This is a genomic window from Chitinophaga filiformis (genome assembly GCF_021646545.1).
In the GTDB taxonomy this organism is placed as follows: domain Bacteria; phylum Bacteroidota; class Bacteroidia; order Chitinophagales; family Chitinophagaceae; genus Chitinophaga; species Chitinophaga filiformis_A.
In genome coordinates this window covers 15,854-32,731 of sequence record NZ_JAKIRP010000008.1, presented here as the reverse complement: position 1 = coordinate 32,731, position 16,878 = coordinate 15,854, and the positions used below count along the sequence as shown (strand labels likewise).

General features: G+C 46.1%; 12 protein-coding genes. 7 read left to right on the top strand and 5 right to left on the bottom strand.

The window, feature by feature from the left end:
• Positions 1-9: 9 nt before the first annotated feature.
• On the top strand, positions 10-1,386 hold the full coding sequence (locus tag L3C95_RS19440) for a RagB/SusD family nutrient uptake outer membrane protein (protein ID WP_236390194.1): 1,377 nt from the start codon (positions 10-12) through the stop codon (positions 1,384-1,386).
• 89 nt (positions 1,387-1,475) lie between these two features.
• On the opposite strand, the gene L3C95_RS19435 is transcribed toward L3C95_RS19440, so the two are convergent.
• The 4 genes from L3C95_RS19435 to L3C95_RS19420 form a co-directional block, all read right to left on the bottom strand.
• Positions 1,476-1,727 carry a hypothetical protein gene (locus L3C95_RS19435; RefSeq protein WP_236390193.1) on the bottom strand — a complete coding sequence of 84 codons (252 nt, stop codon included), beginning with the start codon at positions 1,725-1,727 and terminating at the stop codon, positions 1,476-1,478.
• A 905-nt stretch (positions 1,728-2,632) separates the two neighbouring features.
• On the bottom strand, positions 2,633-3,070 hold the full coding sequence (locus tag L3C95_RS19430) for a MauE/DoxX family redox-associated membrane protein (RefSeq protein WP_236390192.1): 438 nt from the start codon (positions 3,068-3,070) through the stop codon (positions 2,633-2,635).
• A 291-nt stretch (positions 3,071-3,361) separates the two neighbouring features.
• Entirely contained in the window at positions 3,362-3,685 is a 324-nt protein-coding gene (locus L3C95_RS19425) for a S24 family peptidase (RefSeq protein WP_236390191.1), read from the bottom strand.
• A 435-nt stretch (positions 3,686-4,120) separates the two neighbouring features.
• Positions 4,121-5,029, bottom strand: a complete 909-nt coding sequence (locus L3C95_RS19420; protein ID WP_236390189.1) for an AraC family transcriptional regulator — start codon at positions 5,027-5,029, stop codon at positions 4,121-4,123.
• Positions 5,030-5,318: 289 nt separating this feature from the next.
• Here L3C95_RS19420 and L3C95_RS19415 point away from each other — a divergent pair, with 289 nt between their 5' ends.
• From L3C95_RS19415 to L3C95_RS19395, 5 genes are read left to right on the top strand one after another with little or no spacing between them, the layout of a single operon-like run.
• A complete protein-coding gene (locus L3C95_RS19415) occupies positions 5,319-8,561 on the top strand; it encodes a SusC/RagA family TonB-linked outer membrane protein (protein WP_236390187.1) in 3,243 nt (1,080 codons plus the stop codon).
• A 24-nt stretch (positions 8,562-8,585) separates the two neighbouring features.
• Complete coding sequence (locus L3C95_RS19410) at positions 8,586-10,508, top strand: RagB/SusD family nutrient uptake outer membrane protein (RefSeq protein ID WP_236390185.1); 1,923 nt, start codon at positions 8,586-8,588, stop codon at positions 10,506-10,508.
• A gap of 33 nt (positions 10,509-10,541) precedes the next feature.
• Positions 10,542-11,804, top strand: a complete 1,263-nt coding sequence (locus tag L3C95_RS19405) for a DUF4959 domain-containing protein (protein WP_236390184.1) — start codon at positions 10,542-10,544, stop codon at positions 11,802-11,804.
• Positions 11,805-11,825: 21 nt separating this feature from the next.
• Positions 11,826-13,046: a DUF4998 domain-containing protein gene (locus L3C95_RS19400; protein ID WP_236390178.1), complete on the top strand. Its 1,221-nt coding sequence runs from the start codon at positions 11,826-11,828 to the stop codon at positions 13,044-13,046.
• Between the two features lie 25 nt (positions 13,047-13,071).
• The gene (locus L3C95_RS19395) at positions 13,072-15,408 is read left to right on the top strand and encodes a glycosyl hydrolase family 95 catalytic domain-containing protein (RefSeq protein ID WP_236390177.1); all 2,337 of its coding nucleotides are present in this window, start codon (positions 13,072-13,074) and stop codon (positions 15,406-15,408) included.
• Between the two features lie 274 nt (positions 15,409-15,682).
• Here L3C95_RS19395 and L3C95_RS19390 read toward each other — a convergent pair whose 3' ends face one another.
• Positions 15,683-15,964 (bottom strand): DUF427 domain-containing protein, encoded by a 282-nt coding sequence (locus tag L3C95_RS19390; RefSeq protein WP_236390175.1) that lies wholly within the window; start codon positions 15,962-15,964, stop codon positions 15,683-15,685.
• A gap of 305 nt (positions 15,965-16,269) precedes the next feature.
• On the opposite strand from L3C95_RS19390, the gene L3C95_RS19385 reads away from it, so the two are divergent.
• Positions 16,270-16,860 (top strand): Crp/Fnr family transcriptional regulator, encoded by a 591-nt coding sequence (locus L3C95_RS19385; protein ID WP_236390174.1) that lies wholly within the window; start codon positions 16,270-16,272, stop codon positions 16,858-16,860.
• The last annotated feature ends 18 nt before the right edge of the window (positions 16,861-16,878 follow it).

Below are 16,878 nucleotides of genomic sequence, written 5' to 3'. Positions count from 1 at the left end.
AACCACAAAATGAAAAGACCGTTCTTATTAACAACAATTATCTGTTGCCTTTCTTTCAGTTGTAACTTATTGAACGTCGACAATCCAGCTAACAAAGCAGTGGGAGACGATCTGTTTAAGAATAAAGAAACAGCTGAAGCGGCCGTTTTGGGTATTTACTCGGCCATTGCCGGCACATCAAATATATTCATGGCTGCCATCACCTACTATTCTTCAATATATGCTGATGAAGCATTCTATACCGCATCAACTGCTTCGATCCAGGAATTTTACAATGGTGCTGTCTCAACTACAAATACAGTTATAGAAACCAACTTCTGGAATAATTCTTATCGTTATGTATACCAGATCAACACCTGCCTGGAAAAACTGGAAAAGAGCACGGGTATTTCCGATGCTACCAGAAACCAGCTGAGCGGAGAATGCCATTTTTTGAGAGCTTTCATTTATTTTCATATGCTCCAGCTGTTTGGAGAAGTGCCACTCATTACGGTAACAGACTATCGGGTCAATGAAAATATGCCGAGAACAACAACAACCACTATCCGGAACAGCATCCTTTCAGATCTTGAGCGTGCAAAGAAACTGCTTTCAGATGCCTATCCTACAAATGAAAGAGTCAGACCGAATAAGAGTACGGCATCTGCTCTGCTGGCCAGATATTACCTACACCAGCAACAATGGCAGGCCGCTGAACAAGAAGCCAGCGAAATTGTCAATACAGGCCGTTACCAGTTAACGGCTGTGGATGATGTCTTCCTTGCCAATAGTGCCGAGGCCATATTTCAGATACAACCCGTTCTCGTAGGTTATAATACGATGGAAGGAAATACATTTATTCCATCAGACCTTGCCCGTCCGAATTTTGCTTTGACAACATACCTCAGGAATGCATTTGAAGTAAACGACAAACGCTGGAAATCATGGGTAGCAAGTAAGGTGGTCAACGCAATCACCTACTATTATCCTTTTAAGTATAAGAAAAAAGCAGACTTTATCGCTAACCCCAAACCTGTAGAATATAACATGATATTCCGTCTCGCCGAGATACTACTAATACGGGCGGAGTGCCGCGTACATCTAAACTCATTACCAGGCGCCATTGCGGACCTGGATGCTATTCGGCTACGTGCGGGTTTGCCTTTAATTCAGACCAGCAATCCCGGCATCTCAGCAGCTGAATTGTCCGAAAAGATAGCGCAGGAAAGAAGAATTGAACTCTTCATGGAATGCGGACACAGATGGTCGGATCTAAAGCGGACCGGCAAAGCATCAGAGACTTTGCAGCCGATAAAATCAGACTGGAAATCAACCCGGGAGCTGTGGCCTATTCCGCAAGTACAAAGAGCTTTAAATCCGGCGCTTACTCAAAATGACGGATACTAACTGAAACAGTCAAACGTAGCGCCGCATACGTTACAGTAAAAGACAGCACCAGGATATATAGCCCTGGTGCTGTTGTCATTTTTTATTACTTAGAACGTGACGTCTCCAACTGTAAAGATACTGGTATTGTCCTGTGCACGCAGGCAGATGTTCATTTGCCCGGAACAAAGTGTTTGCGCTTGTGATTGTGTGGCATTCACAAGCACCAGTTCATCATCCCAGTTAATCCAGTTATGCAGGACTTCCTGAGAAGAAGAGGAAGAAGGAAGATTGGATGCGATAGCGCCGCTAGTTCCTGCTACAGCGGCGAAGACTGCAAATAATAGTTTGATCTTTTTCATACGAATGCGAATTAGTAATTGAGGTAATTGAGTTGATTGTACGTTATTTTGAAATTGTCATATACACGATATTGGCATCACTTCCGTGAAGTATACTCCCTTCTTGTCCTCTTCAGACTTAATTCCCTCTTCAGGCATGAATCCCCCTTCATGCCCACGGCATGTTCATTTCCAGCAGTATTATCCTTATAACATGAATCACCCCGGATCCCCACGGCACGTCCATTTCCAGCAGTGTTGTCCTCATGACATGAATCCCCCTTCATGCCCCACGGCACGTCCCATTTTAAGCAGTGTTGTCATTATGACATTAATCGCCCATCATGCCCCACGACATGCTCATTTTTCAGCAGTATTATCCTTATGACATGATTTCCCCCTTCATGCCCACGACATGTTAGTCTCCAGCAGTATTGTCCTTATGACATGAATCACCCTTCATGCCCACGGCACGTCCCATTTAAGCAGTGTTGTCCTTAATACATTAAGATCAGGGGAATGCTTTATCAGCCACCCTGCCAGGTAGTAAGCGTTTTACTTTCAATGCAAATAAACTATCCCTAATTTCACCTATTCAGGTAATCATTTCGTTTATCATCCTTGTTATGTAAGCGCGATTGCTGTTTTGTGATATGTTGTCCCCCAATCGCCCATTCAGGTAATAATCTGTGCTCTTATTCCCGTTACTTAAGCGATTCCCGTTGTGTGATATGCTTGCCCCTATTTCGCCATTCAGATAATAATTTAGCGCTATTATCCCCTGTTACGCAGGCGATTATTTACTGCTCCCTAAGTCGCCATTCAGGTAATATTTAGTGCTATATCCCTTTTACGTAAGCGATTACTGTTTTGCTGTATGTTATGTATAACCAATAGTAATACAAAAATGTTTCGTGTGATGGTGACTATGCTCTCTTCCTTCTGAATTGCTGCTCCAGGTAAATACCTACAATGCCGATACCGATAAAGAAGAGATTAAAAAGCAGATGTTGCGTCCATGTGAAACTTGCAATCACCCCGCCGCAACTACAGGGTATTACACCATAGTAGTTCAGTTTAACAAGGATGATATACACAGTAAAACATATCATCATTGCCGTAGCAAATAACAATCCTGCCCTTCTCAGAGAAAGGGACATCATCATGATTGCCGCCAGGATCTCAGATGAAAGTACCCCCCATACCAATAAGTTCGTATACTTATCCGGAAATGGCTGACGATCCATCTGAAGAATAAATATCCGGTAATTCATCAGTTTGGACACAGCGGCATAGATAAACATACTTGTAAACAAAAAATAGCAGATCAGGAGAACAGTGTCCCTGGATTTTATGCGTCCCATTTGCATAAACTTTTTTTTAGTACCCCCGTTTTGTGAGACTTCAACAGATACAACCAAGGTAATTTTTTTTCATTACAACTTAGTTAATCGCATGTTAAATAGGAACATAATTTTCGTGTGATTGTCCGTTATACCATTAACTGATAAGATAGGTGTGAAGCGGGTTTAGCGGGTTTAAGTGTAGGCGCTGGAGATGGGTTTGACTTCTCTTTTTTGGGGAAACCCGGGGCCTTATTGTTACTTCGTGCAAACAACACGAATCAGCCCGGGGCAATTGCGGAACACCTCAAATCAACCTCTCTGATAAATGATCCTGTTCTCAAATTCACCGGTCACTACCCGGCCGTAAATGATCTTCGTCCATCCATTCTCAAAACCATGATTGTTCGCTATCAGAAATCCCTTATTCGCATCCTTCTTCACGATCTTATGCGCATCAATGTAACGGCCTCTCACTTTACAGAACACAATATCGCCAATCTCATATTCAGCTGCCTTCATGAACGTAAGCAGGCTTCCACTTTTTAAAATCGGTAACATCGAGCTCCCGAAGGCCTTCATTCTTCCTGTACCAGCTGTCTGCAGCTCGGTTTTCAATCTTTCGTATTTATTCATCTTGTTAAAAATTTGAATGCAAAAATAACGAAATATAAGGTTCCGCCCGGTTGTACCCATGTGCCGGGAGTTATATACCCGAAAAATCGTCATAAAGGGCGTTTTTCCAGGCCAGGAACGCCGCCGCACTCCACCCTACACTCCATCCATTTCATGGCTTTAATCACGCTTTAAATGCCGTTTCTGAGGCATTTAAAAAGCAAGGTCGCCATCTGCCCATGGCAGTTGCCCATATACAGGTTTCAAACTGTCAAATCCAGGACATGACTAGCATGTAACTTGCATATGACCAGCATTAACCTCCGATTATCCTCCGATTTGATCGGAAGATTATCGGAAGTTAATCCTGGTCATATGCAAGTTACATGCAAGTTACATCCACCTCATACCGCCATTCCAGGCAATTACTAAAGCTACTTTACAATCTCTTGCAATTCATTCATCAACCGATCCCTCCTTCCTCCTCAGCCCCCGATACTGCTCCGGTGAAACATGCATCGTCTTCTTAAACAAACGGGAAAAATGATACGGATCATCATAACCTATAGCTGCTGCCACATCTTTAATTTTCATATCAGTAGTGTACAACAACAAACAAGCCTTCTGCAGCTTCAGATGAATGAAGTAATTCAAAGGCGACATACCCGTTGCCTTCTTAAACAGATTTGAAAAGTGAGAGGGAGAAAGATCACATTGCTGCGCAAGAACTTCTACGGTCAGGATGGCTGACAAATGCTGCTGCATATACTTCACCGTACCATCAATCCGGTTCTTCGCCTCATCCTCCTCTCTGCGTTCACCCTCGGGGTACAGGAATGAAGAGATAAAATGATACAGGCATAAATTCGCCTTCCCCAGGTTGTCCTTACCGAATCCCATCTTCAGACTGCGGTACATCACATCCCATAGCTGAATACCTGTCTCATTGGAATGAATGTGCCGCGGCCCATCCAGCAGACCGATGTTAAATCCGCGGTTGAAGCTGTCTATATTCTTTCCGCCGAAATGTACCCAGTAAATGGTCCATGGATTTTCGTCGTCCGACCCATAACGCAAACGGGCCTTCGTAGCCGGTACGATCACAAACTGGTTTACACCCATCTCAAAATGTTTGTCGTTCACAGCATACCAGCCCTTCCCTTTTACACAGTACAACAGAATATTGTCAGGACATCCATACTTTCTTTCGCGGTAGTGATAAACCGCTCTTGGGAAATAACCGATATGGGTGATGTACAACTGACCGATAACCGGGTTGGCTTTAATGGCGTTTTTCCAGACAGTTTCGGGAAGACTGATCATGCGTTCCCCTTCGAAACCGTCCTTTCGTTTGACTTTTCTCATAACGTGATACATATTAAATTACCATAGTCCAATACTATCTTAATGTAATGGAGGTTGGACTATTTTACGGGACCAATAACGTGATTCATAGTAAATTACCTCAGCCCAATACTATCTTAACTTCACTAAAATCCGGCTGCATCCAAAATTAGTATTTTGTCCAAAATCGTAGAATAATCCATCAAAATAAAAGAATCTTCCATTTCCCTTACATCTCTCATAAGATACTTTTGCCCGCAATTCCATGTTGAAATAGTTTTATTCACACTATCTTCCTAAATCTTGGTTTATGCCAGAATACCTCTCCACGTACAGGCTAAGGGCCTTAAAATCCGCGTGCCTGCTTTTTCTGTTATCCACGTTCCTTACCTACAATGCTGCCGCACAACAGGCTGAAAAACTAACCGTCACCGGTACTGTAGCAGATACCTCCGGTGCTAAACTTGAAGGTGTAAACATTGTAGCTGAAAACAAAAAGAACGTCGCAACATCCACTAACGCAAACGGAAAGTTCGTACTCGATGTAGAGCCGGGCACCCTGCTCAGGTTTTCGTTTGTAGGTTTTGAGCAACAGTTTATTTCCGTAACGCCCAACACAAAGGTGATCAACCTCGTATTAAGACCAGCTACCTTCAGCGCCGAAGAAGTGGTGGTAGTGGCCTATGGGAGAAAACAAAGAAAGGAAGCCGTAGTCGGCTCGGTTACAAGCATTGATCCTGCTGCCCTGAAGGTCCCTTCCAGCAACCTTACCAACGCCATGGCCGGACAGATTGCCGGTATGATATCATTTCAGCGTGGTGGCCAGCCGGGACTGGACAATTCATCCTTCTTCATCCGCGGTGTCACCACCTTCGGTTACAGTGCCAGTCCGCTGATACTGGTAGACAACGTTGAGCTAAGTACCAACGATCTGGCCCGCCTGCAGGTAGATGATATTGCCAGTTTCTCCATTCTGAAAGACGCCAGCGCTGCTGCCCTTTATGGTGCCCGTGGCGCTAACGGCGTTATACTGGTTACCACCAAGGAAGGCAAGACCGGTAAAGCACGTATGAACTTCCGTTACGAACGCTCTATCTCCAGGCCCACACAAACAGTGAAACTCGCCGATCCCGTTACGTATATGAAGCTGTACAACGAGGCGCTGACCACACGCAATCCGCTGGCAACGCCACAGTATACGCCAAATGATATCATCAACACACAGGCAACCATGGATAAGGCCCCCGGCAGCAATCCTTACGTATACCCTGCGGTTGACTGGATGTCTACCCTGTTTAAAGACCAGACCACCACACAACGCGCTAACTTCAGCGTGCAGGGTGGTACAGAAGCGGCGAGATATTACATAGCAGGCTCTTACGACAGGGACAATGGTATCTTACAGGTAAACCCGGTTAATAACTTCAACTCTTCCATGAAGTTTGAGAACTACCAGTTGCGTTCTAACGTCAATGTTAAACTGACCAAAACAACGGAAGCAGTTGTTCGTCTCTGGGGTAATTTCAATGAATATACCGGACCTATCACCGACGACCAGTCAGGCTTTGCCAGCGATATGTATGACAGAGCGTTGCATACCAGCCCGGTTGCCTTTCCTGCATATTTCCCGGCAGACAGTGCCAACCTGCTGACTAAACATATACTTTTCGGCAATTCACTCAGTACTACCGGCGGACTGCAAAGCAATCCGTATGCAGCCCTGATGTATGGGTATAAATCATTCTCAGAATCAAAGTTATCGGCCCAGTTTGAGGTGAATCAGAACCTGAACTTCGTTACCGAAGGACTGGCATTTCATGGTTTGTTCAGTACGAACCGCTACGCCTATTTCGATCTCAGAAGGGCATACAAACCTTTCTTTTATGACGTAGCAAGTTACGACCAGCCCAGCAACACCTATAGCCTTACCTGGCTGAATAGCCAGCCGGGCAGCGCGCAGGAATTCCTCAGCTACTATCCGGGCAATAAGAATGTGAACACATTCCTTTACCTGCAGGGAAGCCTGGACTATGCCAGGACCTTTGGTAAACACAATATCAGTGCTGCGCTCATAGGCACACGCCAGCAGAAGCTGAACGCTGATGCGAATGATCCGAATACCAACCTGCCCTCCTTACAGTATTCATTGCCTTACCGTAACCTCGGACTGGCAGGTAGAGCTACGTATTCATTCGCCAGCAAATACTTCCTCGAATTCAACTTCGGATACAATGGATCCGAACGTTTCTCCACCCAATACCGCTGGGGCTTCTTCCCCACTATCGGTGCAGGCTGGGTGATCTCTAACGAGAAATTCTGGAAAGGCGATATCTCTGAAATTGTTACAAGACTTAAACTGAGAGGTAGCTACGGTCTGGTAGGAAATGACAACATCGACAATACCCGTTTCTATTATTTATCCAACGTAACACCGGATGACGTGAATGGCCCGTCTGCAGTATTTGGCACCAACAACAGTGTGAAGATGTACGGCACCACCATTCAGAACTACCCTAATCCCGGCGTAACATGGGAGACTGCACGTAAATCCAACCTCGCGGCAGAGATCACCTTACTGCACCAGCTGAATATCACCGCAGAGATCTATCATGAATACAGGTACAACATCCTGCAGCGACGCGGATATATTCCTGTTACAAATGGTCTCGAAGCTGCGGTTAAATCTAACGTGGGTACAGCCTATGCTAAGGGACTGGATCTGAATATCAACTATAAACAAAATATCTCCAAAGACGTATGGGCCTCAGTACTGGGTAACCTCACCGTTACAACCAACCGCTATGGCCGTTACGAGGAACCGGAATATAAATACAACTACCGCTTCCAGAAAGGCCGGCCTATCAATCAGCCGTTTGGTTATATCGCAGAAAGATTGTTTGTAGATGATAAGGAAGCTGCCAACTCTCCTACTCAGTTGTTCGGCTCTTCTCCATTACCAATCGGCGGCGATATCAAATACAGGGACGTCAATAAAGATGGTATCATCAACCAGGACGACCAGGTCCCTATCGGCCTTCCAACCACACCACAGATCATCTATGGCTTTGGCTTTTCAATGGGATATAAAAACTTCGACCTGAATGCTTTCTTCCAGGGACTGGCCAGGGAATCATTCTTCATCAATGCAACTTCAGAAGACGACAGATACTGGGGGAAATATGGTACCGCACCATTTGTAAACAATGCGCAGATCTTACAGGCTTATGCCGACGACCATTGGTCTGAAGAGAACCAGCACCTGTATGCATTATGGCCTCGTTTATCTACCACTGACATCCTGAACAACCAGCAGCAAAGCACCTGGTGGCTGAGAGATGGTAGCTTCATGCGATTGAAATCAGTTGAATTAGGTTATACACTGCCGAAGTCTCTTGCAAAACGCCTGTATATCTCCAGTATGCGTGTGTATTTCAGTGGATTGAACCTGTTTACCTTCAGCAGCTTCAAGCTCTGGGATCCTGAGCAAGCCGGCCAGGGATTCAGCTATCCTATTCAAAAGGTGCTCAATTTCGGCGCTAACGTCAATTTTTAACGAAAGTAACGTAAACGATTACTTATGAGATCCATTACAAAACAATTACTCTGTGCAGTCACCTGCCTCTCTATATTAATACAACCTTCCTGTAGCAAATACCTGGACGTTGTGCCCGACGACGTTGCCACGCTGGAAAGCGCTTTTGCCAACGCCAACGAAACACAAGCTTATTTATTTGGGTGTTATGCCACATTACAGGCATTATCAGATATACGCAGGAACGCTGGTTTTGCCACATCAGGCGAAGTGCTGTTCCCTTATCCCTTACAGGATCAGACCACATTGGGCGGCGCGGGCGGCGATGCAGGCTTCAGCATCATGCGTGGTTTACAGAACAGCGCTAACCCATTGCTGAACTACTGGGATGGTTACAACATGGGCATCAACATGTGGCAGGCTATCAGGAAATGTAACATCTTCCTGGAGAACTCTCACATAGCTCCTGACTTACCGGAGTTTCAGCGCAAAAGATGGAATGCGGAGGCTAAATTCCTGAAAGCCTATTTTCACTACTGGCTGATCAGAATGTATGGTCCTATTCCTATCGTGGATGTCAATCTTCCGGTGAATGCTTCTATTGATGAAGTAAGGATCAAACAGCAACCTGTCGACTCATGCTTTAACTATGTGGTACGCTTGCTGGATGAAGCCATCGTAGATCTGCCACCGGTTATTCAGAACCTGGCTGCAGAACAGGGACGTATCAGCGGTACTATCGCAAAGGCCGTAAAGGCGGAGGTACTCGTTACACAGGCCAGTCCTTTGTTCAACGGTAATCCTGATTATGCCTCCATGAAGCGGGGCGATGGTACAAGACTTTTCCCGGCAGAATACGATGATGCAAAATGGCAACGCGCTATGATTGCCAGTAAGGAGGCCATTGATGCAGCCACCACTGCAGGCGCTGACTTGTATCAACTAAGGATATCGGGAGGTGTGGTACACATGTCAGACGCTACCCGCAGACTGCTCACTATACAGGGCGCCTTTGTAGACAGCTGGAATACAGAACAGGTATGGACACTCAATCCGCAGTTCGGATGGCAGTATATGGCCTCTCCACGTGTGACGGCAGAAGCAGCGGCCAATGTGTTTGCCGTGTATTCTAATTTCTCTGTGCCTATCGGCCAGTCAGAATTGTTCTATAGCAGCAATGGCGTACCCATTAATGAAGACAGGTTCTGGGATTATAAGAACCGTTATAAACTGCAGGAGGGCGACGATACACATGCCTATTACATCAAGAAAGGATACACCACGGTGAAGGGCAACTTTAACAGAGAACCGCGTTATTATGCCGATGTTGCTTTTGATGGCAGTGTGTGGTTCGGATCGGGTAACCTGGACGATAACAACCCTAACTATGTGAATGCCGTGAATGGCTTCGCTGCTCCGCCCGATCAGCTGCGTTATAATGCAACCGGTTACTGGGCAAAGAAGCTGGTGCCTTATCAGACCACCTTCGGACAAAACAGCGTTCAACAGAATTATTCCTGGCCTTTTATGCGCCTGACCAGTCTATGGTTGCTCTATGCAGAGTGTCTGAATGAAGTGAATGGTCCGGGTGCGGAAGTGTATCAATGGATCGACAAAGTAAGAGCAAGAGCTGGTCTTCAGGGCGTACAAGCTTCCTGGTCACAGTACTCCAACAATCCGAATAAATGTAATTCCAAAGACGGATTACGTGCCATCATCCACCAGGAAAGAAGGATTGAAACAGCTTTCGAAGGACAGGCGGGCTGGGACCTGCGGAGATGGAAAGAGCTCCAGAATGTATTAAGCACTCCCCTGCTGGGCTGGAACGTATTTAACAGAACAACAGAGGGGTACTACCAGATAAGGATCGCGCAGCAGACAGCCTTTGGCTTAAGGAACTATCTGTACCCGATACAGGATTATGATCTGTTAACCAATCCAAACCTGGTGCAAACGCTTTACTGGTAAGCAGCATATCCATCTACTTATTAATTATCACGTATGAAATACAGCAAGCATCCTATATATCAAGTTTTATCACTGCTGATCGCTATGGCCGCAGTACCGCTGTCCTGCAAAAGAATGGACGGTTATAATGAAATAGTGTCTACCGATATGACGAAACCGGGGCCGGTTACTGATGTGAAAGTAGTGAATTTCAACGGTGGGGCATACATCACTTATGATTTGCCTAACTCGCCCAATATCCTGTATGTACAGGCAGAGTATAAGATCAATGATAAGACCAGCAGACAGGCAAAGTCCTCCTATTATTCCGATAGCATCACAGTAAGCGGTTTTGCGAAAAGCCAGGACTATGAGGTGGTGCTGCGTACCGTAAGCCGTGCGCAGGTATCTTCTGACCCGGTAACCGTAACAGTACATCCGGATACGCCTCCTTACCTGCTCACACGTCCAACGGTGACTATGCAGCAGGATTTCGGTGGCGTGAACATCACCTGTCTCAATAAGACCAATGCTAATCTTGGTATCATTACTGTCGCACCCGACGAGACAAACAAGTACCAGATCATCTCACAGAATTATACCAACGAGGATACGGTTTCATTCAGTCTCAGAGGCTATGATACGATCCCTCATCAATTCGGGGTATATATCACAGACCAGTGGGGCAATATCTCTGATACTTTGTTCTCTACTATTACACCTGTTTTTGAAGCCCAGATGGACAAGTCATTGTTCCAGGCCTATCCGCTGGGAACGGACGCGAGGACCGGCTTTGGATGGGTGATCCAGTATCTGTGGAACGGCACCGCACAATCGCCCGGTTATCATACAGAGCAACCGATCCAGCCATTGGTATGGCCGGCAGTGATCACATACGATATGGGCAAGGCAGCCAGGTTAAGTCGCTACACTATCTGGAACAGGGGAATAGACGGCAGTGGCAACTGGTTATGGCAGGCAGGAGCACCACAAAGATGGGTATTGTGGGGAAGAGAAGATCAACCTGTGGATGAGACGATGCCCGATGAAAATAACCTGCCTCCTGTAGGTGGCCAGACGCCTGGTGGATGGATCAACCTGGGCGTATTCGATGCACCGGGCAAGCCGTCCAAATTGCCTAATCCACAATACACCAATGCGGATCTCGCGTTCTGGAATGCAGGTTTCAGCTACAATTTCCCCCTGAACCTGCCGAAGGTAAGGTATATGCGCTTTGAATGCCTTTCGAATATGGCGCAGACAAACAACTTTTTCAACGTGACAGAACTGACCTTCTGGGGAGATCCGAGACAATAACACCTTATAAACGGCAGAAAAATGAAACACTATCATACAAACAGCATATATGTGCTGGCCTGCTTACTCTTATTGCTGGCCTGCAGTAAAAAACCGACTGATTACCGCGACTTCCTCGGTGGTGAAGAACTGGTCTATCCCGGCGCAATAGCCAATGCAAAAGTATTGCCCGGCAATAACCGTCTGCAGCTGATCTGGCAACCCAGCCCTGATCCCAGTGTTGTTAAGTACAGAGTGTACTGGAATAACAAAGCCGATTCACTCGAGGTCACTTCCACTACACACAATACCAGTGATACCGTAAGGTGTACCATATCCGGACTGTCGGAGTATGTATATTCTTTCGTGATATATTCCTATGATGCTAAAGGCAACAGGTCTGTGGCCACAGAGATCAGCAATGCAAGGGTATATGGTACTGTATACACGGCAACGCTCAATAACAGGTTGAGCAATCCGGAGGCACCTTATGCTATTCAGGAAGATAGCTCCGTCATCATCCGGTTTGCCACGCCTGATACGATCAACATCAATACTGCATTGCAGTACACTAAAAAGAGTGGTGAGGTAGCGCAGGTATCTTTGTCTCCCGACGAAGACTCCCTTACACTGACAGACTATAAATTCGGTACGCCTGTGGTGTACAAGTCTTCCTATATTCCTGTCAGGGGTGCATTGGATACATTCTACACTTTGCAGAATGATACTTTTCCTACTATCTTCAGGCAGGTAGTATGCGATAAGAGCCTCTTCAGTGAATTGAACCTTTATGGAGATATGGGTATTTACCAGTCTGATACCCGGGTGAGTAAGTTGTGGGATGGATCTGTTGGTCCGCAGGGTTACCCGAACATCTTCCATAGTGACGGCAATAGCGGCATGCCACGGGTGCTCAGCTTTGATATGGGAAAGGTTTACAACAACCTGGGCAGCATAGAAGAAACAGGCAGGGACTGTTGTAACAATCCTGACCAGTTTGAGGTATGGGGCATTGCGGATATAACCAATGCGGTACCTGAACTGGACTCCCGTGACGGCGGATGGAAGGCTGCCATGCAGGCAAAGGGCTGGACATTGCTGAAAGAGGTGATCAGGACAGACAATGGTAATGCGCCTTATAAAACGACGCTGATGAGCGATCCTCCACCGGTACGTTATATCCGTATCAGGGTGCTGCACAATGCCAATGGAGAGAACAGTTATGTAAACATGTCGGAACTCACGTTCTGGAATAAAGAATAGTTAGTTATCAAAAGTTACAGGTCTAATGATGTTTTTAAACAGAAGTATTATCACGTTTATCATTGCGGCCCTGCCGGTAGCATATAGCACCGCGCAAAGCCATGCACAGGAATTGAAGTATGACAAACCGGCAAAGGTATGGGAGGAAACCCTGCCCCTTGGTAATGGCCGTTTAGGCATGATGCCTGACGGTGGTATTGCCACAGAGAAGATCGTGCTGAACGATATCACCCTCTGGTCAGGCGCTCCGCAGGATGCCAACAATTATGAAGCTTATAAGCAACTGCCCCGTATCCGGCAGTTGCTGAAAGAAGGCAGGAATGATGAGGCACAGGCATTGATGGATAAAGACTTTATCTGCACCGGCAAAGGTTCAGGTAGCGTGCCCTTTGGCTGTTACCAGGTATTGGGGGAATTGCAGATACAGTTTGAAGGCGCATCGAACAATACGCCTGAACAGTATGAAAGAACACTATCGCTGGAACAGGCTATGGCCACCTGTAGCTACAAAGTGGATGGCGTTACTTACAAACGCGAATACTTTACCAGTTATGGAGATGACCTGGGCATGATCCGCCTAACGGCAGATCAGCCGGGGAAACTCAACTGCCGTGTGACAATGAGCCGGCAGGAAAGATCATCCAGCCGTACCAGCGGTAATGCACTGGAACTGTATGGTCAGCTGGACAATGGCACAGATGGCAAAGGCATGCAATACCAGGCCACTGTAAAGGCCAGCTCCAAAGATGGCGTTATCAGTACGGAAGGCAATGCCCTGGTGATCAGGAATGCGACCGAGATTATTTTGTATGTAGCTGCCGGTACGGATTTCAGGAATCCTGGCTTCAAAGAGCAGATCGGTCAGACATTGGTAGCGGCTATGAAAAAAAGCTATGCTGTACAGCGGAAACTGCATGTCAACAACTATGGTAAACTGTTTAACAGGGTGCAGTTAAGCCTGGGAAAAGGCAGTGCCGGTAATTTAACAACAGACAAACGCCTGGCAGCCTTTTACAACAACGCAGCGGCCGACAATGAACTGCCGGTGCTCTTTTACCAGTTTGGCCGTTACCTGCTGATATCCAGTACAAGACCGGGTTTGCTGCCACCGAATTTACAGGGGCTCTGGGCCAACCAGATACAGACACCATGGAATGGGGATTACCACCTCGACGTGAATGTACAGATGAACCACTGGCCGGTAGAGGTGTCGAACCTCTCAGAACTGAATCTGCCGCTGGCTGACCTGGTAAAGGGACTGGTGGAACCGGGTAAAAGAAGCGCACGCGCCTATTACAATGCACCAGGCTGGGTAGCGCATGTCATCACCAATGTATGGGGCTTTACGGAACCCGGCGAAAGCGCTTCATGGGGAGCTACCAAGTCGGGCTCCGGATGGTTGTGTAACAACCTGTGGGAACACTATGCGTTTACCAACGACAGGCAGTACCTGGCGGATATCTATCCTGTGATAAAAGAATCTGCAGTGTTTTATAACAGTCTGCTGATCAAAGATGAAAAAACAGGCTGGCTGGTGATGTCGCCGTCCTCTTCTCCGGAGAATGCATTCTATTTATCCAATGGTAAACATGCGAGTATCTGCATCGGCGCTACGATTGACAACCAGATCGTACGCGACCTGTTCAATAATGTTATTACAGCATCTGTTACATTAGGTAAGGACAGTGTATTCAGAAAAGAATTGCAGCAAAAGATCGCCCTGCTCCCTCCTCCCGGTGTCATCTCCAAAGACGGTCGCATCATGGAATGGCTGGAAGATTACAAAGAGACCGAGCCACAGCACAGGCATATCTCCCATCTCTGGGGGTTATATCCTGCCTCACTGATCACTGCTGAAAACACACCTGATCTTGCAGCAGCAGCAAAGAAGACACTGGAAGTGAGAGGAGATGATGGTCCCAGTTGGACGATTGCTTACAAGCTCTTATTCTGGGCAAGACTGCAGGATGGCAACCGCTCATTCAAACTGTTCCGTGAACTGCTGAAACCAACTGCCAGAACTGATATCAATTATGGAGCGGGTGGAGGTGTGTACCCGAATATGTTATCCGCAGGCCCTCCGTTCCAGATAGATGGAAACTTCGGCGCTACTGCTGGTATTGCAGAAATGCTATTACAGAGCCATGCAGGCTTTATTAACCTGCTGCCGGCGGTACCAGATCAATGGAAGGCCGAAGGGGCCGTAAAGGGGCTAAAAGCACGCGGGAACTTCACTGTGGACTTTGCGTGGAAAGATGGTAAGGTGACCAGTTACAAGATCTCCTCTCCTACAGCACGTAAGGTGAAAGTAAAGATCAATGGTGTGATGGAGGAGGTCGTTGCCACGAAAACGGGTCATTAGTTCTTTACTCAGTGCTATCAGCTTTTACTGGCAATGTAAAAAAATAAGAAGAGGGTGTCCCAAAAAAATGAAGAGGCTCCCTCTTCTATTCCCATAAAAACAATCTTCTCGAAGCAAACCTTGCCACACAGGCTGTTCTAATTGCCTTCCATTCCGATATAAACACAAGCGGATAACTGTTATGTAAGTTAAAACATGAAAACACATTCCGGATATCCAAAGTCAACGCAGCGCTCTCCGAATTTGTCCGTATAGGTCAAAAAAAACGGCATTCCTAATCGGTCACTTTGACGCCATTCCAGAATGCAATATATCCTTTGATGTTTTTAGCCAAAGCTTTAGGATCTGGGTAATACCAAGCCGCATCTTCTGCCTTTTCTCCGTTCACAACTACATGATAATAGGAGGCCACACCTTTCCAAGGGCAAACCGTATGCATACCAGACACTGCCAGGAATTCCTTTTTCACTGAATCCAGAGGAAAATAGCGGTTGCCTTCAACTATTATTGTATCATCACTTTCTGCAATCACCTGATCATTATAAATGGCTCTCATTAGTATCAATTTTTATAATGAAGTTCAGAACGCAAAATAAATGTTTTAACTATTGCCCAAATTGACAAATGTCACAGCAGCTAAGCGTCGCTGGCGGAGCTACCGATCCAGACGCATATCACAACAGAATGTCCCTTTTGTCCATTTCCCAGCCTTGTCATATTAGTTAACTTCACCGTCACAAATGCAACCATGTACAACTTTATGCAAATAAGAAATGAGCAAGACATCAACAGCGACTTTGGATATGACGATACAGTAACCATAGGACTCTTTTATTTAAGCTAGTCAGATATCCCCCATTAATGCCTGAGAGAATATTTGAGTATTTCGAAAATCACATCAGAAGCTACGGCTTATTTTCAGATAAGGAGATTGCAATTATTAAATCACTGGCAATACCCAGGCAACTTAATAAGAAGCAATACCTATTACGTGAAGGAAGTATATGCAGGTTCCATACACTAGTATGCAGCGGATGCCTCCGATCATATCGGATCGACAACAATGGCAATGAACACATCTTTAATCTTTCACCGGCCGGTCATTGGGTAAGCGATTGCGTAAGTCTTGTGACTGGCAGCACTTCAAACGAATTTATCGATGCTTTAGAGGATAGTACTGTAATACAGCTTTCAGCGGATAGCTTTAAAACACTTTGGAAAGAGATCCCTAATTTCGATGCACTACACACTAAGATCATCATCAATGAATGCCGTACAAGCAGAGACAGGATATATATGATGCTCAGCCACCAGGCAGAAGAAAGATACCGGCAATTTATCCGGTGTTTTCCGCAGTTGCATCATCGCCTTCCAATGTTTGTGATCGCCTCCTATCTCGGCATAAAAAGGGAAACGCTGGCCAGAATACGCAGTAATATGATCGATGTATAATGTATGCTGCATTTTGAG

What these genes read in the sequence shown, in the direction of transcription:
- L3C95_RS19425 (WP_236390191.1), bottom strand. Translation starts at nt 3,685, where the DNA reads ATGAATAAATACGAAAGATTGAAAACCGAGCTGCAGACAGCTGGTACA.
- L3C95_RS19435 (WP_236390193.1), bottom strand. Translation starts at nt 1,727, where the DNA reads ATGAAAAAGATCAAACTATTATTTGCAGTCTTCGCCGCTGTAGCAGGA.
- L3C95_RS19415 (WP_236390187.1), top strand. Translation starts at nt 5,319, where the DNA reads ATGCCAGAATACCTCTCCACGTACAGGCTAAGGGCCTTAAAATCCGCG.
- L3C95_RS19440 (WP_236390194.1), top strand. Translation starts at nt 10, where the DNA reads ATGAAAAGACCGTTCTTATTAACAACAATTATCTGTTGCCTTTCTTTC.
- L3C95_RS19400 (WP_236390178.1), top strand. Translation starts at nt 11,826, where the DNA reads ATGAAACACTATCATACAAACAGCATATATGTGCTGGCCTGCTTACTC.
- L3C95_RS19395 (WP_236390177.1), top strand. Translation starts at nt 13,072, where the DNA reads ATGATGTTTTTAAACAGAAGTATTATCACGTTTATCATTGCGGCCCTG.
- L3C95_RS19430 (WP_236390192.1), bottom strand. Translation starts at nt 3,070, where the DNA reads ATGGGACGCATAAAATCCAGGGACACTGTTCTCCTGATCTGCTATTTT.
- L3C95_RS19385 (WP_236390174.1), top strand. Translation starts at nt 16,270, where the DNA reads ATGCCTGAGAGAATATTTGAGTATTTCGAAAATCACATCAGAAGCTAC.
- L3C95_RS19390 (WP_236390175.1), bottom strand. Translation starts at nt 15,964, where the DNA reads ATGAGAGCCATTTATAATGATCAGGTGATTGCAGAAAGTGATGATACA.
- L3C95_RS19420 (WP_236390189.1), bottom strand. Translation starts at nt 5,029, where the DNA reads ATGAGAAAAGTCAAACGAAAGGACGGTTTCGAAGGGGAACGCATGATC.
- L3C95_RS19405 (WP_236390184.1), top strand. Translation starts at nt 10,542, where the DNA reads ATGAAATACAGCAAGCATCCTATATATCAAGTTTTATCACTGCTGATC.
- L3C95_RS19410 (WP_236390185.1), top strand. Translation starts at nt 8,586, where the DNA reads ATGAGATCCATTACAAAACAATTACTCTGTGCAGTCACCTGCCTCTCT.